The 19,342-nt window shown below is 42.6% G+C and carries 7 protein-coding genes; 2 read left to right on the plus strand and 5 right to left on the minus strand.

Features of this window, described 5'->3' with window-relative positions:
* Window positions 1-121: 121 nt before the first annotated feature.
* The gene (locus tag PSE7367_RS18695; protein ID WP_156800564.1) at window positions 122-385 is read left to right on the plus strand and encodes a helix-turn-helix domain-containing protein; all 264 of its coding nucleotides are present in this window, start codon (window positions 122-124) and stop codon (window positions 383-385) included.
* Window positions 386-525: 140 nt separating this feature from the next.
* Here the strand turns inward: PSE7367_RS18695 and PSE7367_RS18700 are convergent, their stop codons facing one another.
* The 4 genes from PSE7367_RS18700 to PSE7367_RS18715 form a co-directional block, all read right to left on the minus strand.
* Window positions 526-2,664, minus strand: coding sequence for a UvrD-helicase domain-containing protein (locus tag PSE7367_RS18700; protein ID WP_015146117.1), 2,139 nt, complete (start codon window positions 2,662-2,664; stop codon window positions 526-528).
* 12 nt (window positions 2,665-2,676) lie between these two features.
* Window positions 2,677-9,036: a DEAD/DEAH box helicase gene (locus tag PSE7367_RS18705; RefSeq protein WP_015146118.1), complete on the minus strand. Its 6,360-nt coding sequence runs from the start codon at window positions 9,034-9,036 to the stop codon at window positions 2,677-2,679.
* Window positions 9,037-9,242: 206 nt separating this feature from the next.
* Window positions 9,243-14,156 carry an Eco57I restriction-modification methylase domain-containing protein gene (locus PSE7367_RS18710; RefSeq protein ID WP_015146119.1) on the minus strand — a complete coding sequence of 1,638 codons (4,914 nt, stop codon included), beginning with the start codon at window positions 14,154-14,156 and terminating at the stop codon, window positions 9,243-9,245.
* Window positions 14,156-17,035, minus strand: coding sequence for a DEAD/DEAH box helicase (locus PSE7367_RS18715; RefSeq protein ID WP_015146120.1), 2,880 nt, complete (start codon window positions 17,033-17,035; stop codon window positions 14,156-14,158). Before PSE7367_RS18715 ends, PSE7367_RS18710 begins: the two co-directional genes overlap by 1 nt.
* Window positions 17,036-17,386: 351 nt before the next feature.
* Here PSE7367_RS18715 and PSE7367_RS18720 point away from each other — a divergent pair, with 351 nt between their 5' ends.
* On the plus strand, window positions 17,387-18,001 hold the full coding sequence (locus PSE7367_RS18720) for a recombinase family protein (RefSeq protein ID WP_015146121.1): 615 nt from the start codon (window positions 17,387-17,389) through the stop codon (window positions 17,999-18,001).
* A 68-nt stretch (window positions 18,002-18,069) separates the two neighbouring features.
* Here PSE7367_RS18720 and PSE7367_RS20845 read toward each other — a convergent pair whose 3' ends face one another.
* On the minus strand, window positions 18,070-19,326 hold the full coding sequence (locus PSE7367_RS20845) for a WG repeat-containing protein (protein WP_051038194.1): 1,257 nt from the start codon (window positions 19,324-19,326) through the stop codon (window positions 18,070-18,072).
* Between the last annotated feature and the right edge of the window lie 16 nt (window positions 19,327-19,342).

Here is a 19,342-nt window from a genome sequence, read left to right on the forward strand (position 1 = left end):
CTTTCAGCTTAGTTTTAGTTGTCATTTGCACACGTCATTTACATCCGCTATTTGCCAAGTAATTGACGCCGTCGAAATTGGTAATTGACATTTAACAACTCCTGAAGCAGATGAATTAGAAGTGCTTGCTACCCTGGTTGATATTTATGAGGAGAAGCAATTTCCAATCGGCTTACCCAGGCCTGCTGAAGCTATTCAATTTCGGATGGAGCAATTGGATTTAACGACCAGCGATCTCATTCCCTTGATCGGTAGCTGTGCTGAAGTCTCAGAAATTCTGTCGGGTAAGTGTGATCTGACCTTGGAGATGATCCGTGCGCTCCATGAACACTTGGGTATTCCAGCTGAGGTTCTATTGCAGCAGACTGGTATCTTGCGAGCATAGGAGTCGAATTTGAATTGCTGGTTAATCTCAGTCCCAGCTAGGGTAACGTATCGATGGTTATAAGAGGCTGGATTGCTTTAGGGCGATCGCCCATGCAAAGGAAAACGTCATTATCATCCCCTTCGCTGTCAGTGTTGAAGCTAAATTGACAATAATGGGCTTGGTTGGCCATGATAAGACGCAAAAACTTGTTTCTTTGCTCTAGTAGCTGCAACATGAAGTAGACTACGCTCTCCACTTATAAAGTGCTGTCTTGCGGTTTCATCAGCGCAGTGGTTCAGACCATTCTGAAGAGGCAATACTTCAAAATTTAGATTTGGTAGAAAAACGTAATTGAATTGTAGCCCCTTGACACGATGCATGGTACCGAGTCTAACTCCATATTCAAAGGGATTGTCAGGTTGATCACGGTGAATACGTTTAGTAGGTATCTCTTTTTCATTGAGGAATGCTTCAAATTTTTCCATTAAAGTGTTGGTTCGAAAGGCCAGGCAGACACCAGCAAGGCTATTATCTTCAGTTTTGAGTTCATGTAAAGTTTGTTGTATAAATTTTATTTCATCATCAAGTTTTTCAAATCCTCGGATTACAGGAAGTTCACCGTGCATGAGTGAGCGATAATCATTAAGTGAATCGGTTCCACCGTCAAGATCGTCAAAGGTAACGCCCGCCAAAATAGCGGTGGCCCAGCGACGCGTTTCGTCAGTTGTTCGGTAATTGAGGCGAAGTTTTTTCGAGCGTCCGCGAATATCTATCCCACATTGACTGAGAGTTACAAGCTTACCGTAGATCCTCTGGTGGGCATCACCTACTATAAACATATCGTTTGGTTTAGGTTTACCAGCAATTGCTCGAAGTAAGGTGAATGCTGCAGGCCCCATATCCTGTGCTTCATCTACTATGACTGCTTTATAAGGTAGAGTTTCATCCCCTTTAGCTTCAATAATTTTGGCAGCATCGCGGAATGCTTCATCCGGCTCGCGTAGGTTTTGTTCTCTGAGGAGATTACGGTATTCTTCTAATACTGGCCAAATCTCCTGGCGTTTCTGTCGGCTTAGGCGAGTTCCCCTGCCAACTCTGCGAGCCTTAAGATAGTCTCTCAAAGTTTGACAATCCTGCGCTAAAACTACATCTTGCCATTCTTCTTGATAAAAATTTAAAGAGAGACCTAAATCCACTGGAGCAAGAGTATACGCATCCTCCCATATCTCATGAGTTTTTTGATCATAAGCTATTTCTATCTCAATACCTTCTTGTCGAAAGAATTCTGATACCCAAGCATCCAAATTTACTACTCTGATACGTTGCATAAGTTTGGGGGGGCAAATAGTTTTTAGGTTTGCTTCAATATCAACAGCTAGATTACGGGTAAAAGTAGTAAATAGAATGCGATCATTTGGATCAACAAAGCTTTTCTGAACAAGCCACTTAGCCCGATGCATTGCGACAACTGTTTTGCCAGTACCAGCTCCACCTAGAACTCTGATGGCTCCACTCCAATTACGTTCAACTAGTTTTCGTTGAGATGGGTGGAGAAAAACCCGCCATTTTTCTAGAGGAGCTGCCAACATTTCCTCTAACTCATTATCATCAGTGATGACCATGAATCGACTGAGACTGTCAGCATTTTCCAGAGCTTTTTCAAAGTCATCGGGATTCACTTGCTGTACATCCCTAGTTTTTTCAAGCTCGCGAAAGACAGCATCTAATTCATATCCAGCAGCTAAGAGGATTAGGGCATCGCTGGCTTCGCTAGGAAGGTGAGGGAGCAATTTATCAACGTCATCATCTGTAATTACTTGTCGTACTGCTGGAAGTAAAATTTCAGGTACCCCTAACTGCATTAAATGCTTGTCTTTAATTTTTTGAAAACGACTATTTTTCTTATTATGGTTTGCCTGGATTAATTGCTCTGTAGTTGATTTTGCTTGTTCAACATCAATGATTTGTAGCGCACCAGATACTTCATTAACCATGCAGGTTTTACGCTGTGCCCAGTCATATGCTTTATCATGATGATCAACCCACAAAAGAATATATACATTTCCCTTCTCAGGCTTAAGGACAATTGCACGGTAAGTTTGATCAATACGTGCAGATTTCATTCGCTTATCTTTGCCATTCCGGATTGACTCATAGTTGATGCCAGGACTAGTAGGAGATTGGCGAAACCGATTAATGAACTCAGACACTTTACTTTGAATAGACCTGGGCAAGCGGCTGTAAGCATCAAAGAAATCATCGGATATGGCGAGGCGGAAAGTATTTTGTAGAGACATGATTCCTTCTCCTTACAGCTTTTCCCTGATTGCATTCATTGATTGCAAAAAATCATCAACGGTTACTGTGAACCATCCTGCCTGCCTAAAGATATCTTGATCATTAGAGTTAGCAAAAATAGCAACTTTAGCACTTCGCCAAGCAATTTCTGCTTCAGCAATCACTTTCCCACACTTGTCTTCTAACTCGTAACCAGCTTCGGGTAAGGGCCAGTCTTCTTCAGCCATACGTTTTACAAGTGGTAGTAATTTATCTTCTAGAACCAGAGCTTTTACGTTAGCCCATTGCTCACTTTTTAATGTCTGATCAGTCTGAGCAAGCGGTGGTTCAGCTGGGGGTAGCTGTTCTCCTTTGCTTATTGCTGCTGTGGTTATTGCGTAGACATGGGGTAAGAATTGATAAAGATTTAATAGTCGTAAGACCTCATTCCAGCTTTGTTTAAGTTGAGAAGATTCTGTTTGTGTAATGTCATCAAGTTCCAGTAAGACTAGGCTACCTGAGGGGTCATGTGTTTTATGACGTGTTAAATCAGCTGCGCTCAATATTTTCAGGTTATCAGAGATTTTGACCTCTCCATGCAGCATTCTTTCTGGTGGTTCCCAAGTATTGAGGGCAGTTTTACCAAGAATCGTCTCAATCTGTGCGATCCATGTTTGCCATAGGCTTTGATCCTGAAATGAGTGATCATCTGCCTGAGCGGTCGTTCTTAGTAAACCCCAATTTTGCCATATTATCTCATCTGGTTCGGCCAGATAATGCATTAGCCATTGAAAACTACTTTTGGTTTCAAGATCAGTAAGGCTATCACACTGATATCGCTTGTAAATTTGGGGTCGATGATTTTGAAACTGTTTATTGAGATGAAAGTTAAGCCCATCTAGCTTATTGTTACTTTGATGATGAGTTTGGTCTGATTCGATTTCTTGACTAATATCTTCCCAGGTTAGAGACCAACACCAAAATTGATTGCTGCGTAGAATGGAGATACGCTGTTTAAAATCCTGCCAGATCCTATCTTTATGGTATTCCCAGCCATCAGTAAAAATAGCTATCGGACGACTTTTGGTGCTATTTTTTGCAGGTTTTATCAAGAAATCTGCTCGAGAGGGTTCATGTACATTATCCGCTTGACCAATTGAGACCTGGGTTTCAATTGTCCATGCTTGATCTCCCAGTTTGAGATAATAGCCAGCTCTACCATTGAATATTTCTTTACGTAAGATAGCCACATGGCCAGAAGCAGATCTGTAACGTCGAACAACTTCAATGAATTTGCGCTCTAGTTCACTTTCAAAGTTGCTGTTGAGTTTTATTGAAGAAAGACCCTGAGAAGTTTCCTTTAATTGGGACCAGTTTTTCATGATTGAGTTCAATAGGCTTTGCGCTTTGCTGCGACTGGTTTTATCATGATCAAAGCTATTTCGATATGCATAGAGACAACGGTAGCAACCATCTTTACCCTGTTCTTTACAACTACATGCGCGTACTACCTTAAGCGCACCTTCAAAGATATCTCGCATTTGTTCAGGTTCACTGATCAGCTGACGCAGATAGCCAGTTCCTCCTGGCACAGTATCGTAAAGGTATAAAAATGATTTTCGCAATTTAGAGTTTGGTTGAGGTTCTCCACTTATAGTGGTGTGAAGGTGTCCTACCTGGCCACCAAACTTTCTCTTTAGCCCCAATTGCAGAGCAGCGATAAAGGAATGTAATCCCTCAGGCGTCATGAAGTCATCATCAGGCATTAGAAATCGAATAGACTCAGACTCAAATTCACGGTAAAGATACAGTACCTCTAGTGCTTTAGCCTGGTCAGGTTTATCTCGCCACTGGCAATTAATTGTGTGATTGTTGTGCTTATCACTGCGATGATTTAACATCACCTTGCCACAGCTACCACAGACTTGGAATCCCTGGGATTTATATTTATGTCCAGCGATGGCAACAGTATCTCCTGTAGACTGCGATTCGCCCAGGTTTATCTCACGAAAACTAGTACGACTAATGTACTCAAATCCAAATGGGAAATCTCTATCCTTTATAAGAAAGGTTTTTTCTCGGTAGTCGGGTGAGAAATCAACTAGTAAATGGCGTTGAAAAAAAGCTGTGCTGCGATCCTCGCTGTCATCGCCAAATCGACTATCTTTATCTGATGTAGTAGCCATCACCTGCCTCAATCGCAGCATTCGTTTTACTTGTCCTTGGTCACTCCACATTGGATCGCCACAACGTGGGCAAGATTTATGCTGTGCAATAGTTTCAATTGTTCGAATTGAATAATTACAGCTACGACAAATGCGCCAATCTTCAGGTTCTGATAGTCTCAAGTCAATTTGGTCGATTTTAACCCGTCGCCCTTCGGCGTAGAAAATCCCACTAGGCACTAATTCTCGAATTGCCAGATTCCCGGGGCGTTCGTAGGTAATAGGATAGGTGTCGTATCTATTACCACTGGATTGTTCAGTTTCTGGCTTTTTACGCCACAGGATAGACTTTAACGTTACTCCTGCTTCAGGAAAAGCATAATTAGGTAATAGCCCTTCATCGGTGAAAAAGTTTAAAGTACGTTTCTGGTTTAAGTCCTTCATCAACGCCTGAAAAGCTGCCTTTTCGCGGTGCAGCTCATCTATACGCTCTTTATCTTGTATTGCTTCTGGGGCGGCTTTAAGCTTCTTGAGCTTATCTCTAATATTTCTAATCTGGCTACTTAAACGGGTTCGTTCCTTTCGAATACCTTCTAACCGATCCAGAATGCGCCAACTCAAGCCGCCCTCATACTGCTCACCCTCTTCCATAAACATATGTAGTGAATTACGGGTAAGACTCTTTGTATTTTCTGTCGTAAAAAGTGCTAAAAAAGTATCCAGGAGTTGTCCCTGATATTCTCTGATATAGGTCAACCAGTTATAGGGGAAAGACTTATGATCCTTTTTTTCAATTGAGTTAAGCACATTGTTCAATAAGGGCGCAAATTCCTGACTACTAATGCCTGTAGCGATCCAACTATCCAAACAAAAAGCTGTAAGCTGTCTTTGTAAGATAGCGGATGCATCTAAATAGCAGCCTGCCGCTTCAACCCTACCTGCGAGCATCTCTGGTGGTTCAGCATAGAAAAATAAGTCATGAGTTCTTCCATTAGCAACTATGCCTACTAGTGCATTGCCATCTCTACGGCCAGCGCGACCAATTCTTTGTTGGAAATTAGCTGGACCAGGGGGTACGGAACTGAGTATTACAGTTGATAGATCTCCTATATCTATTCCCATTTCAAGGGTCGCAGTGGCAGAAATAAGGTTAGGATCACAGCGGCGTGCTCCAGCAATAAACTGTTTTTCTAAAGTCTCTCTGTTGCTGCGAGTTAATAACCCAGTATGTTCTGCAGCCACAATCCGCCGCACTTCACCTTTTTGATAAATTTCCCGGTAGTAGGCTAAACCTGTTCGTGTGTCTGGTTGGTAATGTCCATTGCATCCAGATGAAAGGCAGCACATCCCTATAAAAATACGTTTTTCGATCTCACTGGTGGTGATTTGATGGCTGCAGCGATCACACGCCAATACATGTCCCTTCGTCTGTACAGACAAAGTGGACATAGGAATACCCCAAGCTTTACCTCCACTACATTTGTTGACTTGCAACAAGCCATATTCCACCAAGGCATCTAGGGTTGCATGGATGATTTCAACCAATTGCTCTTTGAGTAACAAGCTAGTAGGAGCAAAGACACGTTTACACCATTCCTCAGTCCAGCTATCTCGTTTATCAGGACGAATCACTGTCTCAAAGCTATCTGCCTTAGCCAAAGCACTGACAAAGAAAATCGGCTTAGGAATAGATGGCCCAATACGCGGCATGAAAGCATACTTTTGCCACAGGAAGGTGTTGCCGCCTGAAGCAATATATTTATCTGTGGCTGGCTGAAGAATACCACCTCGCATCCTAAGATGGTGAAGCAAACCCAGCAAAAACTCTTGGACTTTTTCTGTGGTTAATTGACGTAGAGCTTCAATCTCATTTGTAAGTTTAAAATGCAAAGCACTCGCTGCTTGAGCTATTTGTTCTGGAGCAAAGTTTGTTGAGCATACGCCGCTTCGCTCAAGTGATGGCCCGACAGCTGCACGATGACCAAACTGGTTAACGATTTCCCAGGTTAGTCTTTCATTAAGAAGATTTAGAAGTCTTTCTTTTTTATCTACAGGCAGTTCATTATCATCACTGTTTAAAAAATTGTCCCATTCTTGCAGCCAGGCTAAATCTGTTGGTAAAAAAGTTGCTACATAATCAGCAGCGGGGTTAAGCCGCTTCTGCCAATAACCAGGAAATTTATCTACCAAAGATTCGAGTGATAGACCGTCAGTCTCTGAAGCGATCGTCCGAGCAATCGCAGTACGCAATGTGGTGCGGTAGGTACGGGCACTATAGAAACCTGCTCTGTGTGCAGCGTCTTGGACTGAATCAGAAAAAGCTAATAATTTCTTATTTGGGTTGTAAGGAGTGGTGTATAGCACCCCAATCATTGCACTGGTAAGGCTAGCAGCCTGGGCACCAATAATTGTTAAACCATTTTTGCTCCCACAATAGGGACAGTCATGGTTACTGACCAGTCGCTTCTGACCATTACTAGACCTCTCATAGTTTGTATCTGGTAACTCAACCCGAATCAATGATTCGTGACCACAACTTGTACAGAAATTAGCTTTTGAGCTATTCAAAGTTAAGCATTGGCCGCAAAGCTGCTTAGCCATGGGGTTGTGATGATCGCAAGGAAAAGCAAAAGTAACAAGAGGATTGAAACTGAAAAACGCCTGGTAGAAGCCTCTGAGGTTATCTGACTCTAGCCGATCGGCTCCCTGGCTTGTTTTTACTCCACCCCATCCAGTAGCACCGCAATCCCGACAGTGCAGTACTGGTAGATTATTTGGCATTTTTCCTAGGCTAGATTCAGGCGCAGTATTTGCCAAATCATCCGAAAACAAGAGATTTGGTTCTTGCTCTATACTGGCAACCATACGTCGCAGCTCACGAAACCAGTAGTTCAATCGCAGATTTACCCAGGGTAAAATCAACTCATTGCCATTGGGCTTTTCAACACTACGGCGAGCAGTAGCGATCAGGCTGAGCAAACTATCTAGTAAAAGTTGGTGATACTCTGGAGAAGCCTGAGTTTGAATACCAACTAGTCTGCCAACATGTTCAACTAATTCAGAGTAGGTTTGAGGTGTACTACTAAGCTTACGAAGTAGATTTTGTACAATCGGTAAGGTTTTAAGTTCTTGTCCTAGTTGCTTGCGCCAGTTTTCGTTTTGTAAATCAGGAGCATACTCTTGAAGCCACAGCTTAACCTGCTTTTGTATATAGTCATCAGGGTTATCATAGCGATCGAAATTTAGCTCTTCAATTTGCTCAGGCTCGGGAATAGGTAGCAATTTGGTCATGAGATCTGGTTGATCGAACAAGAACTCATTGACGCTGAGGCGATCCTCCTCAATCAAAGCTCCGTCATGAAAAGGTTCATTGAATATGGTGGTGGCATATGCCAGCATTTCCTGCTTATTACCCTCTCCACCCAGGGTGGCAGAAGTACCAACACAAGCTAGGTGATCTTTAGGGGTCTTCAGGCGATGTTTGAGGCGACGCAACAAACAAGCAAGATCAGTACCCTGAGCGCCATCGAAGGTATGGAACTCATCAACAATGATGTAACGCAGGGTCTCTGGTAGGTTATAGCGCCAAAGTCTTTGACTATCAGGCTGGATGAGCAGGTAGTCCAGCATTTTATAGTTAGTGAGCAGAATATCCGGCGGAGCATCCCGTAGCATATGCTTATCGGTGATTACCTTATCCGGTTGCATCCGACTGGTGGGAGTCTCGTCTCGATCGCCCACATATAATCCAGCAGTTACTTTACCATTGAGGTTCGGGTTGTCATGGATTAACTCAGCGATCCGCTTGGACTGATCGGTTGCCAGGGCATTCATGGGATAGATCAGAATTGCTTTGATGCCATGGGCTCCAACTTGTTGACGGCAATGTTCTAGCAATGGAAGCAAAAAACATTCGGTTTTACCGGAACCTGTGCCAGTTGCGATCAGGGTTGATTGATAATACGGTGGGGTAAGGCGCTGAAAGGCTTTTTCTTGATGCAGGTGGGGATGGAAATTGAGAGGTATGTGTTTAAAAAAGTCTGCGCCTTTGTTCCCAGTGCGGAAGGGCAACCCGATCGACACATAGGGACCTTTGTAATAATTGTCGCTTTTTGCTAGAAACCGCTCCATCATGGTGTTGAAACCTGGAGTGGTGGGGCGAAAGGTGGTGCGTAGATAGTCAGAAACGCAATTGCGAACTTGACTGGCGACGACGGAAGGGAGCATGGGCAATTAGGTCAAGACGATCCAGAACAGCCATTTTAATTGCTGTGATCTAAGGTTAACCTAAATTATCGGTGTGGGAGCAGTTAGGCGAAAATTTTGGGTAGTATTTTTGGCTGGTAGCAATCGTTCCTGTCTCTGATTGCTACTTGGCAGAGCTTTGACCGATCGCCTAGCTTACCTATCCAGCTATTTCTGCTTAACAAATGTTAATTTGTGCCCAGGCGATCGAAGTGTGCCCAGGCGATCCGATAGTCGGTGACGCGATCGCACTTATCGAATGGAGCTTCATAAGCAATTGTGCGCAGGCGCTTGCCATCCTCACCCCAGCGTTCATTTTCTCGTAGTGGTACATCAGGAGGCAGGGTATCGTCTTCGATCTCAATTTCCAGGTGTTCTACCTTTGCTTGCTCGGTTTCAGCATCATAAACATCTTCCCAGCCGATAATTTCCTTCTTGGAGTTGCCTTTGCGGGGTAGCCCCACCCCAGTCAGTCCTCTGCTAGTGGTAAATATAATCCTGCCGTTTTTATCGTAAAAGGTTTCGCGCTCGTATTGCTGCATCACTGGGAACTGCACCCGATAGATCGTAATCAGTTCATCGAGAGTAAGCCCGATCGCCATAGCTGCCAACACATCGATCTCTACCAGTGCCTGACGACGAGCATAATCTGTTCTCAATGCCACATCTCGCTGCCAGGTGGGGCTTAAGTTGGCAAAGAAATTCTGATCAAGACGAGGATCATCGGGCTTGCTCCATCCATCTTTATTAAAGGTTGAATCAAAACATTCTACCCAGAGCTCGGTGTAATGGTTGGTAAGGCAGTTAAGCGCTATGGTACGAAGTATAATTTCTTTACTAGCTGCAGGCAGTGGTAATAATCTTAAAGTTGACTCATAAAGATCACCTTTCCCAGTTGTTTTGATATAGAAATCGTAAACAACTGAGCTGCAAAAGGCGCAAAAAGCTACCATAGCATTCTGTTCTTGGAAGGTTGTGGAAATAACAGGATGAATGTGAGCCGATTCTTTTGGAGCAATAGCAGGAATTAAAGTTCTTTCACCTGATTGACTTAGCTGTCTTCGACAAACCAATCGATAAAAGTCAGTGACAGGTAGTTGATCGCCCCAGGGGACTCTGGGTGTGCGGCGTTTGTATTCTGTGGGATCGCAATCGGGGATGTAGTTAGTGCGGGGCAGATAGCTGTCTGGTATTGCAGTGAGATCGATTACGTCGTAAGCTTTATTCGTATTGCAAATAGACCTTGGTGTTTTGCTGAATGGCATTCCAACATAAAAGTGTGGGCCAGAGAAAATTAAATTTGTTGTATCTTCTGGGAATTGAGTATCACGTCTTATAGTGCCATCTTTCTGGCTGTTTGTCTCATTCCACATTTGAAGGGCAAGGCACTGATCTTTCAAATTGTTAAGTTGTTTCTGTTGAAGGCTAAATTTTCGGATTACACCGACTAGATTTTGGGCGTGTAGAGCGGGCAATTGTGCTTCAGCAGCAGGTGTACCTTCGCTATCGTAGAGTTTTGCAAATAGATCTAAGGTATTTAAGTCAATGCTGATGATACGAGATGGATGACCTGTTGTTTCCCATTTGCCAAGCTCGTTCTTAATTCCCGGTACTTTAGAACTGCCTGACAACTCAACTGATTCAAAAACGGTTTTAGGGTTATAAAGGTTAGCAATATGTACAAAACGAACTAAACTAGAAGTCTGTTCTGACGGCTTTTGATAAATATTGATACTAAACTTTGTAGTGTTATGTACATCAGCAAATAGCTTGTGTTCATTATCAAACTGAAAATGTGCTTTTAAGTACTGATAAAGTGTTTTTCGGAATAACCCTCCCTTTGGATCATCATAAACCCCCTCAGGATGCAAAAAACCAGACACCCCCGCTGGTCTAGTAAAAGTCCAGGCTTGAGGCAGGAAACACTTAAAGAGATTGGCTTTTTGTCCCTCTAACAAGTGATAATTCTGAAAAGCATTAAGAAAATTTTGCGTACCATCAGCCTCTTCAAACTCATTCAAATAGCCAGCCCATAGCCCAGGATAGGTTGCAAACAGATCCTCACGGGTCTTGGCTAACTTACTTGCCGACAGCTTGCGCAACTCAACAATTGGGTTATAGTCACCTAGAATATCGCCCTCTTTCCACTCCACCTTAATCCAGGGTGGATTCCCCACCATCAAATCAAACCCACCACACTCCTTGAAAATATCAGCAAACTCCAGTTCCCAGTGGAAAAAGCGATGGCGATCTGCCAACTGCTCCACAATCTGCAATCTTGGTGTAAGCAGCATTAATTTGTTGAGATCGACATAACCCCAATCCTGTAAGAACTGTTTGCCCAAATCCTCATCCTGGGTTTCCGGGAACATTTGCATTTGCCCAGTTGATGGTGCCAGCATCTCTGTCTCGCCCAGGATCGCACCTATCTCCTGCAAAAAAGCCGATCGACTCGGTAAGCTGTCTGCTTCCGTAATTGGCCAGAACCACAACGCACACCAGTAATCCATCACCAGCTTCAACCGCCGATATGCTCCAGCATTTGTCACTCCTGCCGACAACTTTTCCTGCTGATAAATTTTGTCCTTCATCTCCAGTGGTGAAGCATCTGTCAGACCAATAGACTCAGTCTGTCCCCAAACCAAAAGCGGGTCAGTTGTGCGCGATCGAATTCTCGCCAACTCCTGTGCATAGTTAACCCACAATTGATGGATACGTTGACTCAGACGCACCGCATAATCTGCCTGCTCAGGAGTTAGTTCCGTTTTACAAAAATCCTTCTGCCACTCTTTAATTTTGTCGATCGCCTCCGGCTCCATCTCCTTAATCACCTTATCGGTGTAATCAGCCATCCCCGGATCACCCAGCAGGAAATGAAAGATCCCATTAGCAGGGATGTCCTGATCAAGGGGTACACGTTCTGGGTCGAAAGTATGCCATAGCTTTGCGCCACGCTTCAATTTAGTCACATGATTGTGCCCATACACCTGCCTTCGGGCACCGATCAACGAATTGCCACAATGTAACTGCAATCCAAACCAGGGGACAAACACATCCCCATCTCGATAAACCGTATAGGGATTGCCGCGATCGTCGAATTGCTCAACTGGGATGCGATCGCGGTAAATGCAATTCAACCATAGTGAGACTTCTGCCAGCTCCATTGCGATCGGGTTTTTGTCAATGCCAAACACATTACGATCCGCCAGCAGCATTTTGACTTTCTGCTTCTCGATCGTGATTTGCTCATGGGGGATGCGATCGTTTAGTTCATTCTGCTTACGTTCCAGATAAGCCTCAGCTAATTGATCGATTACCTCATTTAAAAAAGCTGCACTGCCCATCGCAGGTTCACACACCTTCAGCGATAGGATTTCATCAGCAGTTTTATCTTTTAGTAACTCCTTGAGTGCATACTTAACCAGACACTCAGTCAATGATTGTGGCGTATAGTAGCTAGCACTTTTTTGGCGATCTCGTCCTGCCAGGCGAAACAAAAATTTGCCCTTAGGATGCATCCTGGGCTTTTTGCCTGTCTCTAGATCTTTAACAAACTCATTGGATTTAAATTCTTCTAATCGCTCCTTTGGTACAAAATAACCCACTTCAAGATCGCTACGTTCTTCAGGATCTTTTGCTGGTTTAACCTCATATAAATCTTCCTCCGCTAGAAATGCAGAAAGACTCAGTAAACCTTCATATACCTCACCAAGCTGATTAACTCCCAGTTGGGCATAGCTGATCCTGCCCCGGCGCTGCTTCTTACTCTCTCGAGATAAGGACATTAGCTCCAATACTTTTCGCATTACCACATTGCGAAACTTTACCCGCTCCAACATAGTTGTTCGTGCTGGATCAAATAAGTGACTCTTAAGAGCGGGCAATCGAAATGTATTGGCGATCAAGCTAGAGTCTATCTCTGACGAGTCAGATAGCAAATTCCGCTGCACAGACTTTTGAGCAGGATAGCCTTCCCATAGCAACTTAAATAATCTACGAATGGAGCGATCGATAAAATAGCTGTTATTATCAGCCTCAGTTATTAGTTCTACTTGCTCTAGATCCCGCAGCGACTCCAGACTATAACCTTCCCGATACACATCTGATCCCATCGGGATATAGCCCAGTTCTGGACGTGCTTCGATATAAAAGACAAATAATAGGCGATACACCCAGCGCAAACACTCAATCTTGAGCTGGTTGGGGTCAATCTCTGACTCACCTTCAGCTTTTTGGTACTCTGTAGAAAAAACCCGTTCCTTACGTACCGTTTTGCGATAGTAAATTACTTCATTCCCAAGTAATTCGATCGCCTCACGCAGAGCAAATTTTAGATCCTCTGAAACGCTGTAAGCATGACGATGGCTATTTTCATCCAACTCATCGAGTAAGGTGCTACCCTCAGCGGGGCAAGTATGCTCACGGTGTAGCAGGGTTGCTGCTGCCAGCAATGAACTGGTGTCGCGTTCATCCAGTAATTCTTGTAGATCGAATCGCAATAGCCTTGAAGCAGACCACTTATGGCGATCGACCAGCACAATCTGATCAATGCTAATCAAAATCACCCAACGTGGTGGATTATCTTGAGCAAAAATCGGATCAAGCAGGTCTTCAAGTGTAGAACCTAAAATTTCTGAATCAGGGCTTGGCTTATCATCACTATCAGGAAACTGAATCAAGTCCAGATTGAGAGACAATACATCTACTGGCTCCATCGAAGTATTAAACCCCTCGATCACCCATAGTTGAGGCAAACCATTGTTTCGAGTAACCTCAGCAGCGATCGGTATTAATGTTTCATCATCTAAAGCTCTGAGTTCAGGTTGCCAGTCATAACCAAGTATGCCCAAAACTTGTTTCAATAGCTCTTGTTGTAGAACTAGTTTCTCCTCATTTGCAGTGATACGAGATAGGCGATCTTGTAACCGAAAATATGGTTGGCGCAGACTTGCCAGATGCTGAGCTGGGGATTTTATCTCACTATCTTGAGCTGCTTTAGCCTTCCATTTTTTTGTTACATTTTTGAGATCCTCATGTAGGATGGCATCAAGATAATGAGCAGAGTAAAACTCATTTTCATTGGCGATTCCAACTAGCGGCATTAGTTATCTCCTATTAGTACAGCAACTAGCTTGATAAATGGTTCAGTTTCAGTGGTCATGGATAACTCCACCCAATCTCGATAATCCTTGAAAATTTTATCAATCCTACCTAGCTCCCCTATGCGACGTTGCTGCTGAATCCGACTCAGTTGAGAATTACGATCAAAGCTTTGCTCTATCTTGTCCATATGCGATTGCTGTAACTTATCCAATCGCTCCTTTTGCTCCTTTAATTTAGTGGATAAGTTTGCATTAAATAATTTTTGCTCATCATTCAGGTAAGCCCGTGCTTTTGCGATTGCCTCATTCCTCAACGGAAGCAAGTGATTAATGGATATTTGTCCTGGGTTAGGTACTTGCTTCTTGCCTAGCTGAGTCCGCTCAACCGTATCATCAAAAGGCTCAATTCTCATGAACTCGCCTCCAGAGAAGACAGAAGAAATCCACCGGGAAAGTATTGATGTACCGCGTCGGTTTGGGAAATTACCAAACAATATAAATACCGATTCATTAACTGACAAATCTGGTAACTTGAGCACCGGTGCTTGATGTCTGCCGAACCTGAAAAGACATCGATCTGTTAGCCACTCAAGAAAGGGATGAAGTTCCCATAAGTATTGTTGTGCTGGCCAACTAGACTCTTCACGCCTTGCCTTCTCCATGGCCTGCATTACAGCATGTGGATTTTCCGTTAAATGCAATAATGATTTGTTTCCCGGTAAAATTTCCTTTGGCAATCTTTGATAGCGTTGCTCAAGCTCTACAGGTAGCTGACACTCAATAAATGGCTCTGCTTCATTAATATTAAGGTTTGATGGTATCTGTTCAAGTGTCTGCAGAGCAGTGGTTGCATATTCAAAGTTGCTTGCAAAAAGAGTTGGCATCATGCCAAGCTCAGCTTTTGGATTGATTTTGCCATTACTGCTATTTGCATCTTCTACCAAATCAGGATTAGCAAAAAGAGCAAATATATCAATTTCCTCTGCAGCATGAGCAACATTGCTATCTAGTGTCCTGGAAAAATCTTCTGCTGAGTTACCAGACTCGATAATATTAGCTGTATATGTTTCTTCTGAGTCTGAATCAAACACTCCCATGAAAACTGATGGGTCACCAATATTTTTAATAGCCTGCTCATCCTTCTCAAGTAATACCTTGATAATCCGTTCTACCTCATCCATACGCTCTAATTTAGAGCGGGTAAGCATATAACGGATTTCTGGTTGTCGAGTTTGGCCGTAGCGATCAATTCTTCCATTACGTTGTTGTAATGTCATTAATGACCAGGGAATATCAAAATGAATCAATTTATGGCAGAGATAGTGTAAGTTCAAACCCTCTGAGGCTACCTCAGTCGCAATTAATATACGTACTTGCTCCTTTTCCTGGCCGAAAGATTCTACAATCTGGTTCTGATCCGTGTCAGACATTCCACCATCCAGAGAGATTACTGCTTCAGGTTTTAGCTTTAAATCTTTTGCTAGCTGAGCTTGTAAAAACTTTAATGTTTCCAGTCGCCCGGTGAAAATTACCAACCGATCTTTAGGATCTTTGCCGTTCCAACCGAAGTCAGTTTTAATTAGTTTGAGCAGTAACTGATATTTTGTAAATGATGTGGCATCTATCTGTTCTAAAACTAGTTTCAGAGCATTTAGCAGGTGTATATCATGGAGATCCGCAGGACTAACATCTTTATCTTTGCCGAGCCGTCTTAGCCGATTACCAACTGTTTCCAGACATGCTGCTGGGCTAGATAGCATTGCCTTGAGCAGTGTGGTTTTAAATAGCTGCCCTGCTTGCCGATGACTATCAATACGTTCAAAATTCAAATCATTAAGCTGCTCAAAGGCTCTTTCTTCGTAGGAAGAAGCCATCGCTTCGATAGAAGATACATTTCGTTCAGGTATGTGCTGTTTTAGATCCTGTAGAACGTCCTTCTTGAAGCGTCGCACATACAAATCACGAATATCATCTTGAGTATAGTCAGATTCATTAGCGATTGCTGTCGGATCAAGCATATTCATGAGACTTGCAAAACTCTCAGGCCTGCCATCATGAGGTGTCGCAGATAGCAATATTAATGTGTCTGAGCGCGTTGAGAGACGATTTGCCAGTTTTGCACGCTGAGAAGCTGATTGCCCCCGTCCCCTTTTAGCGACATTATGAGCTTCATCAATAATTATGATATCCCAATAAGCTTTCTCCAGATAACTACGATACTCACGGTCTTGTTTGAGTGTATCGACCGAAATGATACTGCGATCATAATAGTGAAATGGATTGTGATTACCTGGGATATTAGTACGTACGCGTTGGATTGTCGTAGAGTCAAGTTTAACAAGAGGAATTGTAAACCTACTCCAAAACTCCTTCTGAAACTGTACCATCATCGATTTAGTAGTAACTACTAATATTCTTCGGCCCAGTCCTCTCCTTATTAGCTCAGATACCAGGATTCCACATTCAAGTGTTTTGCCTAGACCTACAGCATCAGCAATAAGGATACGTTGCCGTGGCATTGATAAAGCTTTATAGGACGGCCATAGTTGATAATCTAAAATATCCATTGCCGCTCGCTGACCTTGATAAATACGACCATCATCAGGTGCAGTTTGCTTTAAGTGAGCCTCTATAAATAGCAGGCTATGTTTATACCCCGAAGAATTATCATTAACAAGCTTAGTCTCTTCAGGAAGCAACACTTGAAGATCACTTTCTAATTCCTCAACAAAGCGAGCAGTTTTTCCCTTGATAAACTCAGAAACGCCAATAGCATCAATAATAAAACTACCATCCGAAGCTATAGTAGTAGACCTCACCAACCACTCAGCATCACGGCATAATATTCTTGCTCCTGGTGCAATTGTGCCTGCCTGCAATCAAATCTCCCTGATAAATATCTAAGTTGATAAATTATACAGGCATCCATTCAATTAATATGACTCTTGAGTAAAATTCATGTAAATATATTAATATGTTGGCCTTTATTGAGATTTAATTAATTTATGTGAATTCGTGTTGAGATGGATCGCAAGCATATTATTTTGCCAGGAAAACGTTCGTTTTTCTGGTATCTTGGGAACCCACCTTAAAACAACCATTTTGAGTGTCTAAATTGGCAGTAAATCCATCTCGTTTTTCTTGGCTAGATAAACGTTCTAAGATATAGTTTTCTTGTAAGGCGATTTTGCGATCGCCACAAGTCAACCAAAAATCAAGGCACGTCAATTATGCTGATCGGTTACATGCGGGTTTCAAAAGCGGATGGTTCGCAACTGCTCGATCTGCAAAGAGATGCTTTGCTAGAAGCTGGTATTGATTCCGATCGCATTTATGATGATAGCGCAAGTGGTAGAAATGATGATCGACCAGGTTTAACTTCTTGCCTGAAGGCTTTACGGGAAGGCGATACGCTTGTTGTTTGGAAGTTGGATCGACTGGGGCGCAATTTGAAACACCTGGTTAAACTGGTTGAGGATTTTGCAAAAGAAGGAATTGGTTTAAGGGTGCTGAATGGTTCTGGTGCATCGATCGATACGACGCGGCCGGAAGGAAAGTTGGCATTTACTATATTTGCTGCTCTGGCTGAGTTTGAGAGGGATTTGATCATAGAGCGAACTAATGCAGGTTTGAAAGCAGCGAGAGCCAGGGGGAGGAAAGGTGGTAGACCGCGCAAGATGACTGCTTCGAAGATAAGAATGGCGATGGCAGCAATGGCTGATAAGAATACTAGGCCGAAGGATATTGCTGATGAGTTGGGAATCACCACCACGACCCTCTACGAATATGTGAATGGGGATGGATCTCCCAAATCCAGTGCTGTTATAATTTTGGACGAGAAATAGAATCTAAAACTTTAGTCTTAAATAGTTTAACTTTCGGGAACAGTCTACTAATAATTGATGCGGAAAAGTCAGAATTTCCACATAACTTCACCATCTCTGCTGATGAATCCAGAAAAATTATCATATTGGTTATCAGAGTAATACCCTTCCATATCTACTCTTGCTAGTCCCCCTTTAAACCCTTCCACATAGCTAAATTTTGGCTCGATTACCCAGTTACCTTCTTTATCAATAAAACCAATTGAACTATTGATACCCCCTGCAGAATTATTAACTGCTATAGAGGCTAGCCCTTCTGAAAAAGAGTCTATGGATTCAATATCAAAATTATCATAGCTGGGTTCTATTACGACATCTCCAGATTTATCTATATAAACCCACTTATGCTCGAACTTATTACCAACTGCAACTGCTGCAAGTCCATCAGAGAAACTTTTAGCCCAGACAAATTGAGGCGAAATAACCATTTCTCCATCTTTATTGATAAAACCAAAAACACTACGATTGGCGTAATCATATCCCTCTCTTTTGATTCGAACAGGTGCTAAACCTTCAGAAAAATTGCCAACATCAATATACTGGGGCTCAACTACAAAATTGCCTGATTTATCAATAAATCCCCACCTATAGTGTCTTCCTCTAGCTACCTGTACCGCAGCTATGCCTTCTGAGAAATCATTAGCAAAACCAAATTGAATATCAATAGCAACGTTTCCCTGAGTATCAATAAAACCAACTAAATCTTCTGGAGGATCATTGATATATACTATGGCAAGGCCTTCAGAGAAAGGATACATGCCATAGTAAGTTGAATCAATTACTAATTGCCCGGTTCTATCAATAAAACCAATTTCCTCAAATGTGTTGCCTCCCGGTAGCCTAACTTTTTGTGATATGAGTGCCAGCCCATTAGAGAAGTCCAGGAAAAAATCACTTTCAAATTCATCTGGGTAATCAAATTCTGTTTCGATTTCTAATTGTCCAGTTTTATTAAGATAACCAATTTTTCCGCTATTTAATTTTACTGCTGCAAGACCTTCAGAAAATGGGCGGTCGCATAAGTACCTATCATCACAGACAATTACAAGTTCTCCCAAATTATTAATAAAACCATTACCATTTCCTCCTCTAACTAGAAATAATTCGTTTTTCTCCTCATTCTGCATGACTCTACTTCCATCTATTTCGTAGTCGCTTTTTTGGCTTTTCTTGGTAATTATTTTAGGCTGCTTTTGCGACTTAGCAAGGACCATAAAAACACCATAGCCTATAGGAAATATAGCAAAAACGCATACCAGTAATAATAACTTTGTGAGTCTTTTCATCCTTTCTTAAGTGCAG

It is taken from the genome of Pseudanabaena sp. PCC 7367 (genome assembly GCF_000317065.1).
Lineage (GTDB): Bacteria > Cyanobacteriota > Cyanobacteriia > Pseudanabaenales > Pseudanabaenaceae > Thalassoporum > Thalassoporum mexicanum.